Origin of the sequence: Edaphocola aurantiacus, assembly GCF_019797745.1 — a bacterium.
GTDB lineage: Bacteria > Bacteroidota > Bacteroidia > Chitinophagales > Chitinophagaceae > Edaphocola > Edaphocola aurantiacus.
Genome location: NZ_VOSI01000001.1, coordinates 80,930 through 100,025, shown reverse-complemented (window position 1 = coordinate 100,025; position 19,096 = coordinate 80,930). Strand labels below are relative to the sequence as shown.

13 protein-coding genes are annotated in these 19,096 nt (G+C 40.5%); 4 read left to right on the top strand and 9 right to left on the bottom strand.

Annotation, left to right across the window (positions count from 1 at the left end; translation table 11 throughout):
- Nucleotides 1-15: 15 nt before the first annotated feature.
- The 3 genes from porT to FTD44_RS00390 form a co-directional block, all read right to left on the bottom strand.
- Nucleotides 16-741, bottom strand: coding sequence for a type IX secretion/gliding motility protein PorT/SprT (gene porT / locus FTD44_RS00400; RefSeq protein ID WP_222164653.1), 726 nt, complete (start codon nt 739-741; stop codon nt 16-18).
- 81 nt (nt 742-822) lie between these two features.
- Nucleotides 823-1,560, bottom strand: coding sequence for a bifunctional demethylmenaquinone methyltransferase/2-methoxy-6-polyprenyl-1,4-benzoquinol methylase UbiE (ubiE, locus tag FTD44_RS00395; RefSeq protein WP_222164652.1), 738 nt, complete (start codon nt 1,558-1,560; stop codon nt 823-825).
- 56 nt (nt 1,561-1,616) lie between these two features.
- The gene (locus tag FTD44_RS00390; RefSeq protein WP_222164651.1) at nt 1,617-2,111 is read right to left on the bottom strand and encodes a GNAT family N-acetyltransferase; all 495 of its coding nucleotides are present in this window, start codon (nt 2,109-2,111) and stop codon (nt 1,617-1,619) included.
- 295 nt (nt 2,112-2,406) lie between these two features.
- Between FTD44_RS00390 and rpoB the strand changes: the two genes are divergently transcribed.
- From rpoB to FTD44_RS00370, 4 genes are all read left to right on the top strand, one after another.
- Nucleotides 2,407-6,237, top strand: coding sequence for a DNA-directed RNA polymerase subunit beta (gene rpoB / locus FTD44_RS00385; RefSeq protein ID WP_222164650.1), 3,831 nt, complete (start codon nt 2,407-2,409; stop codon nt 6,235-6,237).
- 123 nt (nt 6,238-6,360) lie between these two features.
- Nucleotides 6,361-10,683, top strand: coding sequence for a DNA-directed RNA polymerase subunit beta' (gene rpoC, locus FTD44_RS00380; RefSeq protein WP_222164649.1), 4,323 nt, complete (start codon nt 6,361-6,363; stop codon nt 10,681-10,683).
- 188 nt (nt 10,684-10,871) lie between these two features.
- Nucleotides 10,872-11,951, top strand: coding sequence for a DinB family protein (locus FTD44_RS00375; protein ID WP_222164648.1), 1,080 nt, complete (start codon nt 10,872-10,874; stop codon nt 11,949-11,951).
- A 177-nt stretch (nt 11,952-12,128) separates the two neighbouring features.
- On the top strand, nt 12,129-12,731 hold the full coding sequence (locus FTD44_RS00370) for a hypothetical protein (RefSeq protein WP_222164647.1): 603 nt from the start codon (nt 12,129-12,131) through the stop codon (nt 12,729-12,731).
- A 414-nt stretch (nt 12,732-13,145) separates the two neighbouring features.
- On the opposite strand, the gene FTD44_RS00365 is transcribed toward FTD44_RS00370, so the two are convergent.
- The 6 genes from FTD44_RS00365 to FTD44_RS00340 form a co-directional block, all read right to left on the bottom strand.
- Nucleotides 13,146-13,964, bottom strand: coding sequence for a peptidoglycan-binding domain-containing protein (locus tag FTD44_RS00365; RefSeq protein WP_222164646.1), 819 nt, complete (start codon nt 13,962-13,964; stop codon nt 13,146-13,148).
- Nucleotides 13,965-14,198: 234 nt separating this feature from the next.
- Complete coding sequence (locus FTD44_RS00360) at nt 14,199-14,699, bottom strand: M48 family metalloprotease (RefSeq protein ID WP_222164645.1); 501 nt, start codon at nt 14,697-14,699, stop codon at nt 14,199-14,201.
- Nucleotides 14,700-14,925: 226 nt separating this feature from the next.
- Nucleotides 14,926-15,357 carry a hypothetical protein gene (locus FTD44_RS00355; protein WP_222164644.1) on the bottom strand — a complete coding sequence of 144 codons (432 nt, stop codon included), beginning with the start codon at nt 15,355-15,357 and terminating at the stop codon, nt 14,926-14,928.
- 476 nt (nt 15,358-15,833) lie between these two features.
- Nucleotides 15,834-16,586, bottom strand: a complete 753-nt coding sequence (locus FTD44_RS00350; protein ID WP_222164643.1) for a hypothetical protein — start codon at nt 16,584-16,586, stop codon at nt 15,834-15,836.
- Nucleotides 16,576-17,691: an AAA family ATPase gene (locus FTD44_RS00345; RefSeq protein ID WP_222164642.1), complete on the bottom strand. Its 1,116-nt coding sequence runs from the start codon at nt 17,689-17,691 to the stop codon at nt 16,576-16,578. The genes FTD44_RS00350 and FTD44_RS00345 overlap by 11 nt, the downstream gene beginning before the upstream one ends.
- Before the next feature lie 114 nt (nt 17,692-17,805).
- On the bottom strand, nt 17,806-18,390 hold the full coding sequence (locus FTD44_RS00340; protein ID WP_262901650.1) for an IS1595 family transposase: 585 nt from the start codon (nt 18,388-18,390) through the stop codon (nt 17,806-17,808).
- Nucleotides 18,391-19,096: the final 706 nt, after the last annotated feature.

Genomic DNA, 19,096 nt, shown 5'->3' with positions numbered 1-19,096 from the left:
TTTTTTTAAGGGAAACTATCCCTGTATCTGTATCGAAAAAGTAATCATGCGGCTGTTTATTTTTTCAATCGCATTGGATAATGGAATGGTATTATCAGGAAAGTGATTGTTCATCATACCCTGGCTGATCTTGATCTCCGGAGAGAAAATAAAGTTAGGGTATATGAATTCCAGCCCGAAGCCTACCTCGGCAGAAAGATCATTAGGCTTTATGCGCAATACTTCGTCAGATCTGCGGGAGCGGGCATTGGAGGCCATGTCATAATCAAAGCGGCCACCCAGCAGTCCGTAAAAACGGAAATTGTGTATGCGGTCACTTTTGAACTTTAACTGCAAGGGCAATTGCCCGTATATCGATTCAATCTTGTTGTCCTGGACGATGCCGCTTCGGCTCACTGTGCGTATCCCTTTCTCTGCAAATACAACGCCAGGTATAAAACGCAGGTCAATGAATTTGTTGATTCTTAAAGAGCCCATCAGCCCGATATGGAATCCGGGACCCCATTTAGGTTGTATCACCTGGAAGGTATCCTGCTGCACAAAATAGTTGGTATTGCTAATCTTGAATGCAGAAGCATTGGCACCGAAGGTCAGCCCGAAGTAATATAACTTACTGTCGTGCTCCTCCATATTCATTACTTTTTCCTGTGCTGTAGCAGTTTGCTTTGCGGCAAACAATAATACCGCAGCACCAATAATATACCGGCTTAGATGTGTGAGATAAGAATTGCGTATGTTCATTATACGTTCAGTGTATGGTAAAAACGAAAGCCGACGAGGCTTTAGTATCTGTTATAACAGGGTAAATATACTGTTTTCTTTTTATTTCTCAGCGGTATACAGCGTGGTAATGCCAAATGTCAGCGGGCGTGCTTTTACTTGCTTAAAGCCGCATTTGGTCAGGATCTTAAGGAAATCCTGTCCTTCAGGGAAGGCCGCAACGCTCTGTGGTAAATAAGTGTATGCTGTAGCATCTTTGGATACGGCTTTACCGATGGTCGGTAAAATGTACCGGAAGTAGAACTTATACAGCTGACGGAACGGGAATTTTTTCGGATGCGAAAACTCCAGTATGGCCAGGCGTCCACCGGAGCGCAGTACGCGCTGCATCTGGCTCAAACCTTTCTCCAGGTTTTCAAAATTACGTACACCGTAGGCGCAGGTAATGGCATCAAAACTACTATCTTCAAAAGGCAATTGCTCACTATCTCCGTACATCAGGCTGATCTTATCTTCCAGCTGCTTCTCCTTCATTTTGGTACGACCTACAGCCAGCATCCCTTCAGAGATGTCTACGCCCGTTACTTTGTCCGGACTGATGGCCAGGCAGGCAATAGCAAAATCACCGGTACCGGTAGCCACATCCAGGATCTGTTTAGGCTGTATCGGTTCAATAGAGCGAATGGCTTTCTTTCTCCAGCCTTTATCAATGCCTAAAGACAGTAAGTGGTTCAGGAAGTCATATTTACCGGCGATACGGTCAAACATGCCGGCAACTTGTTCTTTTTTATTGAGATCAGATTCGGGCAGGGGTACTACCATTTTTCTTGAATTGTCCATAATGTGGGCACAAAGATAGTAAGATATTGATTTGAAACGCGATAAAAGTGATGGGTTTATATCTTTTTACCCAGTATGACCAGTGTGCGCTTAGCCTGTGGCATATGTGCTATTTCCGGCAGGCGGCCCCATTCTTCAAAGCCCGCCCTGGTAAAGAGTTTGAGGCTAGGTTCGTTATGTGCAAAGATAAAGCCCAGCAGGTTGGAAATGCCCAGTTCCGGCGCCATTTCCATAAGCTGGTTCAGCGCCATCTTGCCATATCCTTTGCCCTGGTGTTCATTTGCAATGTACATACTCACTTCGGCGGTGTTGCGGTAAGCGGGGCGTCCATAAAAATTGCTGAGGCTGAGCCAGCCAGCAGACTCACCGGCTTCATTGAGTAAGATCCATACGGGGCGGTCACTTTTCTGGTGCGCTTCATACCACTCTTCACGGGCAGAAAAGGGTAGTGGTTCTGTGTCGGCAGTGGCCAGTCCGGCAGGTATACTGTCGTTATAAACGCGGTTTATGAAATGAAGATGTTCGGGCTGCGCGGTGCTGAAATGGAGCATATTCTAATATTTTTAACAAATAATTATATAAAATCTAGTTAAATCGTGTGTTTTTATAAATCTATTAACAAAACAAAATGTTAAATTTCCGAAAATCCAAAAATATTTTAGAAAAATTGGTCAATTCATCTTATGGTCGTATCTTTGCAGTCCTCTCTAAACAGAGGAAAACGTACGTGCAATATCAACTTGATCAAAATACTTATTAAATTTTATTGTTAAACCTGTTCAAAAAGGACATCTTTTTTGGATGGGATTTTTCTGTTTATACCCAATAAATTGGTTTAGATTACTTATGTCGAAACAATTAAAACGCACACAGTCGGGTCGTGTTAACTTTGCAAAGATACACGATGTAGCGGAGACGCCCGATCTGTTAGCCATTCAGCTGCAATCATTCCAGGATTTCTTCCAATTGGAAACCACGCCTGATAAGCGTGACAACGAAGGTTTGTTCCGCGTATTCAAGGAGAACTTCCCGATTACGGATACCCGCAACATCTTCGTGCTGGAATTCCTGGACTACTTCATCGATCCGCCACGTTACTCTATCGAAGAGTGTATGGATCGCGGACTTACGTATTCCGTGCCGTTAAAAGCTAAGCTGCGTCTGAGTTGTAACGATGAGGAGCACGTAGATTTTGAAACTATTGTTCAGGATGTGTTCCTGGGTAATATCCCATACATGACCCCACAGGGTACTTTCGTGATCAATGGTGCTGAGCGCGTTGTCGTATCTCAGCTGCACCGTTCTCCTGGTGTATTCTTTGGTCAGAGTACACACCCTAATGGTACCAAAATTTACTCTGCCCGTGTAATTCCGTTTAAAGGTGCATGGATGGAGTTCGCAACAGATATCAATAACGTAATGTATGCGTACATCGACCGTAAGAAGAAATTCCCGGTTACTACCTTACTGCGTTCTATCGGTTTCGAAAATGATAAAGACATCCTGAACCTGTTCGGTATGGCTGATCAGGTAAAAGCAGACAGAAAATCACTGCAGGCTAATATCGGTCGTCGTCTGGCAGAGCGCGTACTGCGCACCTGGACAGAAGACTTCGTGGATGAAGATACCGGTGAAGTTGTTTCTATCGAGCGTAACGAAGTTATCCTGGAGCGTGACAGCGTTCTGGATGAAGAATATATCGATTCTATCCTGGAAATGGGTGTAGATTCTATCTACATTCAAAAAGAAGAGTTGAGCGGTGATTACTCTATCATCTACAACACTTTAAATAAAGATACTTCCAACTCTGAGCTGGAAGCGGTACAACATATCTACCGTCAGTTACGTGGTAGTGATGCACCGGATGATGAAACCGCCCGCGGTATCATCGAAAAACTGTTCTTCTCTGACAAACGTTATGATCTGGGTGAAGTAGGTCGCTACAAGATCAACCGTAAACTGGAGATGGATCAGAGCAATACTAAAAAAGTATTGAGCAAAGAAGATATCATTGCTATCATTAAATACCTGGTACGCCTGTCTAACGGTAAAGCAGAGATCGATGATATCGATCACCTGAGCAACCGTCGTGTACGTACAGTAGGTGAGCAATTATATGCACAATTCGGTGTAGGTCTGAGCCGTATGGCACGTACCATCCGTGAGCGTATGAATGTTCGTGATAATGAGGTGTTCACTCCGATCGATCTGATCAATGCGAGAACACTGTCTTCTGTAATCAACTCTTTCTTCGGTACATCTCAGTTATCTCAGTTCCTGGATCAGACCAACCCGCTGTCTGAGATCACGCACAAGCGTCGTATCTCTGCACTCGGACCAGGTGGTCTGTCTCGTGAAAGAGCCGGCTTCGAGGTACGTGACGTTCACTACTCTCACTATGGCCGTCTGTGTACCATTGAAACTCCAGAGGGTCCAAACATCGGTCTGATCTCTACACTGTGTGTGCATGCTAAGATCAATGATATGGGCTTCATCGAAACACCTTATCGTAAAGTTGATAATGGTAAAGTAGATCTGAAACACCAGATTTATCTGAGTGCGGAAGAGGAAGATGATAAAAAAATTGCACAGGCGAACGTTCCTCTGGATGACAAAGGAAGCTTCGCTGAAGATAAAATCAAATCCCGTGAAACAGGTGACTTCCCTATCCTGGAAAGAGAAGAGGTTCAGTACATGGACGTCGCTCCTAACCAGATCGTAGGTCTGTCAGCATCTCTGATTCCGTTCCTGGAGCATGATGATGCCAACCGTGCGTTGATGGGATCAAACATGCAACGTCAGGCTGTACCACTGATCCGCCCTCAGGCGCCTATCGTTGGTACCGGTCTGGAAGCAAAAGCTGCCCGCGATGCCCGTACGCAAATTCATGCAGAAGGTACCGGTGTGGTAGAATATGTAGATGCAAACGAAATTCACGTTCGTTACGATCGTACAGACAAACAACGTCTGGTATCTTTCGAAGACGATCTGAAAGTATATAAACTGATCAAATACCGTAAAACGAACCAAAGTACTTCTATCACCCTGAAGCCTGCTGTACGCAAAAATCAGAAAGTGGTAGCGGGTGACTTCCTGACTGAAGGTTATGCAACACAGAAAGGTGAGCTGGCACTGGGCCGCAACCTGAAAGTAGCATTCATGCCTTGGAAAGGGTACAACTTCGAGGATGCGATCGTAATTAATGAAAAAGTAGTTCGTGAGGACTTATTCACTTCTATTCACGTTGATGAGTATGAACTGGAAGTACGTGCGACTAAATTAGGTGAAGAAGAACTGACTTCAGATATCCCTAACATCTCTGAAGATGCGACTAAAGACCTGGATGAAAATGGTATTATCCGTATCGGTGCGCATGTAAAAGAAGGTGATATCATGATCGGTAAGATCACTCCTAAAGGAGAATCTGATCCTACTCCTGAAGAGAAACTGTTACGTGCGATCTTCGGTGATAAAGCCGGTGATGCGAAAGATGCTTCTCTGAAAGCACCTCCGAGCACTGATGGTGTAATCATCGGAAAACAATTATTCCAAAGAGCTAAGAAAGATAAATCTCAGAAACTGAGAGAGAAGAGCGATCTGGAAAAAATTGAAAAAGTACACGGAGAGAATGCTGAAGCCGTGAAAAAACTGTTACTGGAAAAACTGCAGATCTTACTGGCTGATAAAGCTTCTGCCGGTGTTACCAATACATACGGTGAGCCTGTAATCAGTAAAGGTGGTAAATTCAGTTCTAAAGTACTGAACTCTGTTGACTTCCAGAACGTAAATCCATTAGGATGGACTAACGAAGAAGAAACAGATGATCTGGTAAACCAGTTGTTACACAACTATAATATTAAATATAACGAAGAGCTGGGTCGTTACAAACGTGAGAAGTTCAATCTGTCTATCGGTGATGAGTTACCAACAGGTGTATTGAAACTGGCGAAAGTATACATGGCGATCAAGCGTAAGCTGAAAGTAGGTGATAAGATGGCGGGTCGTCACGGTAACAAAGGTATCGTATCCCGTATCGTACGTGCAGAAGATATGCCGTTCCTGGAAGATGGTACACCGGTAGATATCGTTCTGAACCCACTGGGGGTACCTTCCCGTATGAACCTTGGCCAGATCTATGAAACGATCTTAGGATGGGCAGGTGAAAAACTGGGTCTGAACTTCGCTACTCCAATCTTTGACGGTGCTTCTGTAGATGAAATCAAAGGCCTGATCGATGAAGCTGGTTTACCTAGCTTCGGTCACACTTATCTGTATGATGGTGAAACCGGTGAGCGCTTTGACCAGAAAGCTACAGTTGGTATCATCTATATGATCAAACTGCATCACATGGTTGATGATAAGATGCACGCCCGTTCTATCGGACCATACTCACTCATCACACAGCAGCCATTGGGTGGTAAAGCCCAGTTCGGTGGTCAGCGTTTCGGTGAGATGGAGGTATGGGCACTGGAAGCATACGGTGCATCTAACATCCTGCAGGAGTTACTGACGATCAAATCGGATGATATCGTAGGTCGTGCGAAAACGTACGAAGCGATTGTGAAAGGAGATAATATCCCTAAAGCGGGTACTCCGGAATCCTTCAACGTATTGATACACGAGCTGAGAGGTCTGGGTCTGGAACTGACCTTCGAGAACAATGAAAGTAAGAACTAAGTTATAAATACGGCGGGTACGATTCCGCATCCGCCGTATCTTAATACCCTTACTTTTAACAACAAAAAATATTTAATAATTAAAGCAAGGAATAACTGTTCCACGCTTCAATTCAAATAAAAAATGGCAATAAAGAAAGATAATCGCCCAAAATCGGGTTTCGACAAGATTACGATTAGCCTTGCTTCTCCGGATGCTATCCTGGATCGCTCTTACGGTGAAGTATTAAAACCGGAAACGATCAACTACCGTACTTATAAGCCTGAGCGCGACGGTCTGTTCTGTGAGAAGATTTTCGGACCAGTAAAAGACTACGAATGTTATTGTGGAAAGTACAAGCGTATCCGTTATAAGGGTATCGTTTGTGACCGTTGTGGTGTAGAAGTTACTGAAAAGAAAGTACGTCGTGAGCGTATGGGTCACCTGAAACTGGTTGTCCCTATCGTGCACATCTGGTATTTCAAATCATTACCGAATAAAATTGGTTACCTGTTAGGTTCCAGCTCTAAAAAACTGGAAAGCATTGTTTACTACGAACGTTATGTAGTAATTCAGGCAGGCGAGGCGGAAGAAATGATCCGTCAGAAATTAAACTTAAAAGACAGCGAAAAAACATACCTGCAATTATTGTCTGAAGACGAGTACCTGGATATCCAGGACGCACTGTCTAAAGAAAATCAATACCTGCCGGATGAAGATCCTAATAAATTCGTAGCTAAAATGGGTGCTGAAGCAGTTCAGGATCTGTTGGGCCGTCTGGATCTGGATTCTTTATCTTACGAGCTGCGTGCTGCCGCTGCGAACGAAACTTCTCAGCAACGTAAGCAAGAGGCGCTGAAACGCCTGAGCGTGGTAGAAGCATTCCGTGATGCTAATACCCGTATCGAAAACAAACCGGAGTGGATGGTAATGCAGTATCTGCCGATCATTCCACCGGAACTGCGTCCGTTAGTACCTCTGGATGGTGGCCGTTTTGCGTCTTCTGACCTGAATGACCTGTATCGCCGTGTGATTATCCGTAACAATCGTCTGAAACGTTTGTTAGAGATCAAAGCACCGGAAGTAATCCTGCGTAACGAAAAACGTATGTTACAGGAAGCGGTAGACTCTCTGTTCGATAACAGCCGTAAATCAAATGCGGTTAAGGCAGAAGGTGGCCGTGCACTGAAATCATTATCAGATGTACTGAAAGGTAAACAAGGTCGTTTCCGTCAGAACTTATTAGGTAAACGTGTTGACTATTCTGGTCGTTCGGTTATCGTAGTAGGACCTGAAATGCAGTTACATGAGTGTGGTATTCCTAAAGATATGGCGGCTGAGTTATTCAAACCGTTCATTATCCGTAAATTAATAGAAAGAGGTATCGTTAAAACCGTAAAATCAGCTAAGAAACTGGTTGAGCGTAAAGAAGCGGTAGTTTGGGATATCCTTGAAAACGTACTGAAAGGTCACCCGGTAATGTTAAACCGTGCCCCAACGCTGCACAGATTATCTATCCAGGCCTTCCAGCCACGTATGATCGAAGGTAAAGCGATCCAGTTACACCCTCTGGTGTGTTCTGCGTTCAATGCCGATTTCGATGGTGACCAGATGGCGGTACACGTACCGTTAAGTAATGCGGCTATCCTCGAGGCACAAATGCTGATGCTGGCTTCTCATAACATCCTGAACCCTCAGAATGGTACACCAATCACCCTGCCTTCTCAGGACATGGTATTAGGTCTGTACTATTTGACAAAAGGTAAAAAGACTAATGAAGAGGAGACCATCAAAGGTGAGGGCATGACTTTCTATAGCGCTGAAGAAGTAATCATCGCGCATAATGAAGGTAGAGTAGCCCTGCATGCGTGGATCAGAGTAAAAGCTGATGTACGTGGTAAAGATGGCCAGCTGGAGCGTAAACTGATCGAAACAACTGTAGGTCGTGTCCTGTTCAACCAGGTTGTACCTAAAGAAAACGGTTATGTAAATGCACTGCTGACGAAGAAATCACTGCGTGAGATCATCGGTGCAATCCTGAAAAATACAAATATTCCTAAAACCGTTCGATTCCTGGACGATATTAAGCAAATCGGATACCGTACGGCCTTCCGTGGTGGTTTATCGTTCAACATCAATGACCTGACCATTCCGGATATCAAAGAGAAACTGGTTGAGAATGCACAGGTAGAAGTTGATGAGGTTTGGGATAACTATAACATGGGTCTGATCACAAACAACGAACGTTACAACCAGATCATCGATATCTGGTCTCGTGTAGATACGAGAGTAACTGAAACACTGATCACCGAAATGGCTAATGATAAACAAGGGTTTAACTCTGTATACATGATGCTGGATTCCGGAGCCCGTGGTTCTAAACAACAGGTAAAACAGCTGGCTGGTCTGAGAGGTCTGATGGCAAAACCACGTCGTAGTGGTTCAAGCGGTTCTGAGATTATCGAGAACCCGATCTTGTCTAACTTCAAAACAGGTCTGTCGGTATTAGAATACTTCATCTCTACGCACGGTGCCCGTAAGGGTCTTGCGGATACGGCCCTGAAAACGGCGGATGCGGGTTATCTGACCCGTCGTCTGGTAGACGTTGCTCAGGACGTAGTAATCAACAGTGAAGATTGTGGTACATTACGTGGTCTGGCTACATCAGCACTGAAAGACAACGAGGAGATCGTAGAACCATTGTTCGATCGTATCCTGGGTCGTACTTCACTGCACGATGTTTATCATCCGCACACAGAAGAGCTGATCGTTAATGCAGGTATTGAAATTGACGAAGATATCGCTAATGCTATCGAAGAAGCAGGTATCGAAATCGTTGAAATCCGTTCTGTACTGACTTGTGAGGCTAAGCGTGGTGTATGTGCTAAGTGTTACGGTAAAAACCTGGCTACAGGTTATATGACTCAGAAAGGTGATGCAGTAGGTATTATCGCTGCACAATCAATCGGTGAGCCGGGTACACAGCTGACATTACGTACCTTCCACGTGGGTGGTACAGCGAACTCTTCAGCGATCGAGTCTAACTTAATCGCTAAGTTCGAAGGTACCGTTCAGTTCGATGGTCTGCGTACGGTTAAAACAATTACTGAAGAAGGCGAAGAAGGACAAGTAGTAATCGGTCGTACCGGTGAGCTGCGTGTAATGGATCTGGAAGAAGATCGCCTGATGAACACACATAACATCCCTTACGGTTCTATTCTGAAAGTTAAAAACGGTCAGAAAATCAAGAAAGGTGATATTATCTGTTCATGGGATCCGTTCAATGCCGTTATCATCTCTGAGATCGACGGTACAGTAGATTTCGAGAACGTAATTGAAGGTATCACTTTCCGTGAAGAAGCGGATGAGCAAACAGGTCACCGTGAGAAAGTGGTTATCGAGACTAAAGATAAAAACAAAATTCCTTCTATCCTGATCAATGGTAAAGAAGTGAAAACATACAACTTACCGGTTGGCTCACACATTGGTATCAATATGGGTGACAGAGTGAAGAGCGGTCAGGTAATTGTAAAGATACCACGTGTAATGGGTCGTTCCAAAGATATCACCGGGGGTCTTCCTCGTGTTACCGAATTGTTCGAAGCACGTAACCCGTCTAACCCTTCTGTAGTAGCAGAGATTGATGGTGTAGTAAGCTTCGGTAACATCAAACGTGGTAACCGTGAGATCATCGTTGAAAGCCGTGAGGGTATGGTTAAAAAATACCTGGTGCCGCTGACACGTCAGATCACTGTTCAGGATGGTGACTTTATCAAAGCGGGTAATCCGCTGTCTGATGGTGCCATCACTCCGAGCGATATCCTGGCGATCAAAGGACCTAATGCGGTACAGGAATACCTGGTAAATGAAATTCAAGAGGTTTACCGTTTACAAGGGGTAAAAATCAACGATAAACACATCGAGGTAATCGTACGCCAGATGATGCGTAAAGTATCTGTTCAGGATCCTGGAGATACCCGCTTCCTGGAAGATGATACTGTAGATAAGAATGATATTCTGGATGAAAATGACTGGATCTTTGATAAGAAAGTAGTTGTTGATGCTGGTGATTCTGAGAAATTCAGCGCTGGTCAGATCACTACACTGCGTGAGATCCGTGAAGAGAACAGCATGATGCGCAGAGCAGATAAGAAACTGGTAGAATTCCGCGATGCGGTACCGGCAACTTCATCTCCACTGCTGCAAGGTATCACCAAAGCGTCGCTGGGTGTACCAAGCTGGATCTCAGCAGCTTCCTTCCAGGAGACAACTAAAGTATTGTCTACTGCTGCGATCAACGGTAAAGCCGATGATCTGACAGGTCTGAAAGAGAACGTAATTACTGGTGGTCTGATTCCTGCAGGTACTGGTATGCGTGAACTGAATGAGATGGTAGTTGGTTCTAAAGAAGAGTACGAACTGTTACTGGCTAACAGAGAGGTTCTGGAATTTGACGAAGAAGAGTAATCAATTCAGATATATAAAAAAGGAGCGCGCCGGCATAGCCGGCGCGCTCCTTTTTTATATATCACGCCTTTGTTTCAGTTCGAATGTGTATATTTACTATGTGTTAGCATGTGATTTCAGGAGCGTGTTATAGTAATGTACTAGCCATTCATACCGTCATTTCATTTATCAACATAAAATCACAAATTATGAAAACACTTCGCAAGGTGCTGATTGCACTACTGATTATCATTGCCATACCCCTAGTGGTGGCTTTATTTGTAAAGAAAGATTATGCTGTATCACGGGAAGTCGTGATTAAGAAGCCCAAAGCGGCTGTATTTGATTATATACGTTACCTCAAAAATCAGGATAACTATAGTAAGTGGGCCAGTATGGACCCGGCGATGAAGAAGTCTTATCGCGGTACAGATGGCACCGTAGGTTTTGTCTCCCGCTGGGAAAGTGATCATAAAGATGTAGGTACCGGCGAGCAGGAGATCAAAAAGATTACTGAAGGGGAGCGTATCGATTATGAGCTGCGCTTTTATAAACCTTTTGAAGCGACAGAACCGGCCTATATGACTGTAGCAGATGCCGGGGAAGGGCAGACTAAGGTTACCTGGGGCTTCAGCGGACATATGAACTATCCTATGAACCTGATGATGCTGTTTATGAATATGGAAGAAATGATTGGTAAAGATCTGGAGACAGGGCTGGCTAAATTAAAAACAGTCCTGGAAGCACAGGCTACTACAGCCGATGGCAGCAAAGCTTTTCTGGAAAGCTATTACAGGCAGACAACTGCAAACCTGGAGAAAGCGGTGTCTGGTCTGAGCGCAGCACAGATGAGTTTTAGCCCCGGTGGCGGTAAATGGTCTGTGGCGCAATGCCTGGAGCATATTATTACTACAGAGAAGAAGATGTTTGCTGATATCAAGAAAGATATGGACAAGCCTGCGCGGAAGGCAGAAATAAAAAGCACCGATGCAGATATTATCAAGATGATTACCGACCGTTCGGCTAAGTATAAGGCACCGAAAGAGCTGCAGCCTGTGGGCAACTATGCCAGCACAGCCGAGGCACTGGCTGCTTTTATGACGACAAGGCAAGCCATAACGGGATATATACAAAGTGCCAGCCTGGACAATCTGCGTAATCACATCAGTGATTATCCTACCGGTAAGGCTGACGGATATCAGAATTTCCTGTTCCTGGCGGCGCATACTGCCCGGCATACTTTGCAGATTGAAGAAGTGAAGGCCGATCCGGCTTTTCCGAAGCAATAATATTGAGGAGGTGACTCTTTTGTGTACTGTATTGTTGCGCGCCGCAAAGCAGCGCGCAACAATACATGATGAAGGTTTTTTTATGAAAGGCAGCTATTGTTCACTTTTTAGTGACTATATTTACAACCTTATTAATTGAATATTCGTAATCTGTAGCACATTCTTGTTCATTCCATCATGAAATTTTCAGCAGGCATTCAGAAATTTTTATCATTTGGCTACCTTTTCCTGGTTGTACTGGGTATCCTGAAAGAAAGCTTATTTTATTACCCGCTCGGCATCCATATCCTCAATTACTCTACTATTATGGATGTACTGCTTAGTCCTGTTGCAGACCTGACCTCGCATCCCGTGGTATTCATTGCTGTGGCCATACTGGTGTTGTTTTCCTATTTTTTTCCTGTCTTTCTGGCGAGGAACAAGCACAGGGCTATCGCACGCAAAATGGCCGGACTTGAAGGGAAGGAGCACCTGACCGAAGGCCAGATCGCAGACAAAATTTCCTCTCTTTTTGCCGGGGTACTGGCGGCCTCTCTGTTCTCTTTTTTTATTGGCATGGGCTATGGTGGTGGCCGGAAGCAGGCGGAGCACATCAAAAAAGGTACGGCCAAGTATGATCGTACCATAAATTTCACTACCGGAGAGCGCGAGCAGGTATTCCTTATCGGCAGCAATAGTGTATACTATTTTTATGTAAGCAAAGACAGCAAGATCATAAAGATAGCCCCTGTGGGCACGATCAAAAGCATTGAATTAACCCATAATAAAATGATTCCATGAGTATGAAAGACTCATTGGATCAAAATGAGTTCTGTCACAGATACCAAAAGAAATCCGTAGCCGCTAGGCTGATGAGGTTATGTTATAGATCTTATAAACGTTGTTGCGGGGGGGCGTGCCCGGGGGCCCCACCGTTTTTAAATGTTTTTTTTTATAAAAAACAACACGGGGGGGCCGCCCCCCCCCCCCCCCCGCAACAACGTTTATAAGATCTATATTTTCAGAAATCGATTTTATTAATCACTTTACGGTGATTGTATTTATGATCTGTATTAATCCTATTAAACAGATCAATCAGTAAATATCAACAGCCGTATAAAATGAGCCATAAGAATTCCTTGGCCAACCAGAGCCTGAAGCATATAAGAAAGAGCCAAAAGCGCAATGGCTTTTTGGCTCTTTCTTATATGCTTTTTAGAAACTCATGCCTTTTAAAATACTTTTAATTTGTGGTATTTTTGTGTACTTTCCATCGGGAATCAAAACGGCCCAATAGTAATTTCCGTAGCCCTTACTTAAAGCAATCTTTTTATGATTTTTGATTTGGTTGGCTAAAATTTCTATACCGAATTCTAAATTAGATTTTGGATTGAAAATAGTTTTGTTGGGATCGTCAACTTTTAAATTTTTATCTACTTCCCAATTGAAATCACATGGTAAACTAGCATATGATTTTTTATCTTGGTAAGATAGTTGCATCAATCCTTCGCTTCTTACAAATTGGTTAGTTATGGAATCAAGGTTCTCGAAATTTTTCTCCGGGACTGAACATGTTCTTTGCCAACTACTTTCATGCAGACAAATATTGCAGATCAATTCTGCCCAAACGCTTTTTTGTTGCTTAGCCGTCAATCTTACAAAGTCGGGGTGAAAATCTGTAATATCCTGACATTGGGCTAATTTATCCCAAAGTATGCTGATTTTGTCGATAACTATTTTTGACCATTCCGTGCGCTCTGGATGATGTTTTTCCCAGGAAAGGACTGCATAGCCATCGGCATTTACAGGAGTTTTAATTTTGAGACCCATAGCTCCTAACGTAATTTTACCTAATATGCCATCTTTCGTCAACCCGTTTCTATCTTGAAAATCAATGATAGCTCTTTTGGTATCCTTTCCATAAATACCGTCTATACCATTTGGGTTGAAACCGTTTTCTTCTAATAATGTTTGTATCAAAGCGACTTCTTGCGAATGCTCACCAAATACTGGAATGTGTGAAATGATTGTCATAATTTTAGGATTATGGAGTTGTTTTGCAGTTTTTCGTTACGATTTGTTGGGGAAATTGACCTCACCAACTCAATTGCTAAACTTTAAACACTTATACTAGTTGAAAGATTTTTGATTTTATCTCTTTTTTAGCACATTTCTAAATTGTGTAAAAGAGATAATTAAATCCTGGACATCAGGTAGTCTGATACTTGACGTATTGCGATTGTTTAATCAATTACTAAGCCCTTCCTGTCATTGGTACAAGGGGGTACCGGTTAACTGAAAGAAGAGATTGGCTATATTATTTGCCCTTATCCGAGACGGTAGATGTGTTTGATCTCCTATGTTATTGGATATCCACATCATTGTTGCTCCTGCTTGAATTACGGCTTTATTACCCTGACTTACCCAGTAGCTTACAGCATATGCATCTGCATCATTCTCCATATTCTGATTGAGCCATGCCTGTACGTATGGGTTATTGGCATTCCACAGTCTTTGTATGATATGACCCAGGTTGTGATGCCCATATTCATGAGCCATACAAAATGCGGCTGCTAATGGCCCGACTTGCTGCATACCGGCAGGATTGAAGTAAATAACAGGTCCAATTTGATCAAATGAGGCAATGGCGAGATCGGAAAGATTGGCTATAGGTATTTCTCTTACTCCCTGTGGTGTTGTCCATATTTGTGCTTTCACTGACGTAGCGAGCAATAATAATATTGTTATTGCAAGGATTAATTTTTTCATGTCTTTATTCTTTAAGGATTAAAAATTTGAAATACTTGCTTGGTAAAATATCGTACATGTCAGCACATTGCAATTATGATTATGCGATGTGCCATTGAATAGTTTGCGTAGTAAAGGCCAGGAAGGGGCAGATTAATTATCCTTTAATTAATGCTTGTATAATAGACAGGATGCAGATTTGCAGGATTTTATAACGTTAGTATTGAAAGTGGGTAAAAGGAGGGCTTTATCTATGTTTGTATACATAAAATACGACTACTACCTTACTGGCAATCGGGTTCTTTTCGTTTTTTAAATATCTTACGTACTGTGGGCGAACATAAATAGTCTTGTCTTCATTATAAATATCTCTACTCATATAAAAGTCGCCTACATCAAGCGATTGGGGGAATGGCTCTTCTCCGTCGGAATAAGTAAAATTACAGTCACTGCCATCTAAAACATTGATTTTATGAAATTCAAAATTTCTGATCTTGTACTTCTTGAACAATTGATCAGAATAGGAGCGATCCGTTTCACTTTCTTTGCCATTTACAGGGCTGAGTGTTGATGTAATTTTTTCAATGAGCACTTCTTCGTTTTTAGACTTTGCTTTTTGCGCGTAAGCAAAGCTGACTGTGCAGGTGAGTAGTATCGTCAAAAATGCAATTGTTTTCATCGGATGACTTTTTAGAAGTGAGTGGTTAAGGGATTTTTTGTAGTAAGTACATTTCAGTTAGTAGCTTTTTGATTACCTTATCGACTATAAAGGTAGTACTCCATACAAAGCAAAAAAACGGGGAAAACCCCGTTTTACGATCGTAGTCTTTGCATACCAATTGTTTGCTATACCTTTAAGAAAAAATAGTGTTATGGCGGTCTGGATGCAGATTTTTGGGAAACATACAGTTGCAGGAGATTTGGAGAATATCATGAAAGAGATTGGAGAACGAATACTGCAAATCAATTTGGATCTCGATTTTTTGTGTAATTGTAATAAAGAATATTACATGACGCAGGAAGGAAATGAATCTGTAAAAAAGCTGCGTGTATTGGATGGATTGCTGCCTGGGTATAATATTTATGGCATCTACATCCAATAATACATTATTACATTTCAAAATATTAAGGGACTCAATTTGAGTCCCTTAATATTTATAATAATTTGGTTGAGGATAATGATGTAAACCAATGGTATGCCTTTAAATTTTCTCCATAATAGTCAAAAAGAAAGACTGGAAATGAACTTAAAACTCCAATAGTTGAATCAATATTAATATACTTTTGTTGTTGACTATAAAACAAATCTAGCTGAGAAATATTACCATTAGGATATTCATATGAGCCATTTACAATATAATTCATTTTCATTAAATGTAAACATATAACACTATTCCAAGTTTCCTCATCATATTTCTTATATTGACTATAACATTTCATACAAGTATCGTGAACAACTTTTTTGTAGTTTATATTCACTTTACATTCGACTTTTAAATCTTTGAAATTAGTTTCAGGTTCAGAAATATGCCTTAGTGCTTCTACCATTGGATAACTGATATACAATTTACCTTTTTCTGTTTCATTGTTAAAAAAGCCTAGAAGATTTATAATATTATCATCGCTTGCACTAGTATCATGTCCATCGTAATCAAAGAACATATATATTTCTGCAAAGTCAGATCTTGTAAAATCCTGCAGAGTTGCCTTATTAACTTCTATTTCTTTTAGCAAATTAAAAGTATCAAGATCTTCGTCTCCAGAAATTAATTTATAGAATTGATAAATAGTATTACAATAAGCAGAAGTTATAATGATTTTTTCACTTAAATATGAATTTTTTAAACTTTTTATTATTAAATCTTCTGTTTTTTCTCCTTCAAAAACAAACAATATATTATTCGACATCAAATGAACCCGCTTTATACATTTTTTCAATATTATGAGCTTCTCTTAATTCCTTTTCTGTTCTTTTACTCAGTGGTGAAATACTCTCTTTATCCATAACAAAATAACAATCAGGTCTTAAAATATCATTACTTAGAATTGACGTATTATGTGTTGTTAAGACAAATTGAATATTAGTGGATTTTAACTTATTGACAACTAATTTGGATAGTGCATGATGATAAAATGCATCAAACTCATCAATAAATAAGAATGAAACTTTATCTGTTTGTTTAACTCTTATAAACCAATAATAAAAAACAGCTAAAGCTATCGTTCCCATCGAAGCAGCATTTACAAATGGAATATACTTATCGCCAAAATCAAAATATAATGTCTTCTTCTCTATATTTTCCATTACAACTAGCTTACAACTAATTCCAGCTTCATTTAAAAAAAGTTCAAATTCTTCACTTTCTCCTTGTTCTATTATATAATTAAAAATATCTCTTTTGCCACTTTCAAGACCCATATAAGAGGTTTGTCTTAATGATCTGAAGTATAGCATACTTTCAACGAAAGAAAAGAAATCTTTGAATGTTTGATTTATAGAATCATCATCTAACTCCGCATTATTTTTTATATACTTAAGTATAGACAATTCATCGTTAGAAATCTCGCTTTTTAATGTTTCTGTACCTTTTAATTTGATAATGGCATTACTATCTTTTATTCTATCGTAAAGAACAACCTCTTTTTCATCAATACTTAATTTTTCGTAAATAATTTTTTTATAGTCGGTCTTTCTATAATTGTAAATTACTTTATTTGAGTTTATTAAAAATTCAAACTGAAATTCTGCAAAATCAGAATCATTATAGGCATTTAAATAATTCTCATATTCCGAATCTCTACCATCGCCATCGGTTAAGTGTTCAATAATATCAAAGATTGCATATGCTAAATTAGATTTTCCAACACCATTATGTCCATAAATTAATGCACAATTAACTATATTATTTTTTATGCATTCCGTATTAAAATTATATCCACTAGTATCTGAAAGATCAAATTCAAATTTTTTATTAAAGTTCTTAAAATTAGCAACAGAAAATCTCGTTAACATTTTATTAAAATTTATATTTTCCAAAAATAAACAAAATTTTATTGCCGTAATTTTTCTACGGTTATTATTTTGTTATTTTATAAATCCTAATTTCAATTCAATTATTATAAAAATTTAACAATTAACAAGTTCTCGATAAGTCTTCTTTGTCCCTTTTAAGTTAGACAGTAAATGCAACAAGCTTTCCATTGGCTTGCTTTTTCGAGTATTATATTTGAAGACAAATTCGTTCAAATACTTTTGTAAATGTTTCCGTGATGTTACACGGTATACACCTATGATGCCCCTCTTTAGGTTTCCCCAGAAATTTTCGATAGTATTTGTATGAGCATCACCATTCTCGAATTGCTTACGGCCATGATTGACTATTGAATGATCAAAAGTCAATCCAAGACCGTGATATGCTCCCCATTCGTCTGTATAAACAGTACTAAATAATTCTACGGTTCCACATATAATAGGTTGTAAATCTTCAGCCTTAACGGAAGGTACCACACGTGCCATTACCTTTCCGCCACGTTCAATCAAACCAAATACAGGAACTTTATCTTTATAGCTACGGCCTTGTACTTTTTTATATTTTTTGTCATGGTGTCGATTCCTGTTCTTTCCGCCAACATACGTTTCGTCAGCCTCAACAACTCCTTTCATTTTATGCATATTCTCAAATTTGGAACAGTTCCTAATTCTATGCAACATCGCTCAAGTTGTCTTTTGTGTCAAACCAAGCTCTCTATGAAGCTGCATTGAGGATAAACCTCCTTTGTGTGTTACAAAGAACCAAATAGCTGCAATCCATTTCTGCATGCTGACTTTGGAGCCGTGCATGAATGTGCCATGTTTAACATTGAAATACTTTCCTGTCTTGTTGCATTTATATCGATTGCCACATTTATAAACTTTGGAATCTTTGTCAAACGGTGAAACAACAGTGTCTTTCCATATTATTTGCTCCAGGAAATCAATACATTTCTCTTCTGTATTGAAGGCTAGTATCAATTCAGTAATGGATCTGAATTTGAACAATTTTTCGGGATTTAATCTAGTGGATATTTTCATATCACACTTATCCTATATTTCCAAAAATTATAAGAGATTGATCAGAAAGAATCGCTAATGTTCAATTTTGATCAAAACAAACAATGCGCAAAAGGAACGCTAAATCCGGTGGTTTTTATAGAAAACATGATTATTGGAAAAATAATTTGATTAATTCTGTCGGATATATAGGCGTCAAAAATGCCTGAATAATATAAGACATATAAGAAGGTGTTTAACTTTTCTCTCTAGCAAATCTGGTAAATTTAAATCCTGAGTTATGGCAGTTGAAAAAAACAATTAATTATGTAAACACGCCCTACCTTTCTTTACACTATCCATTACTAAAGAGGGATAATAGTTATAG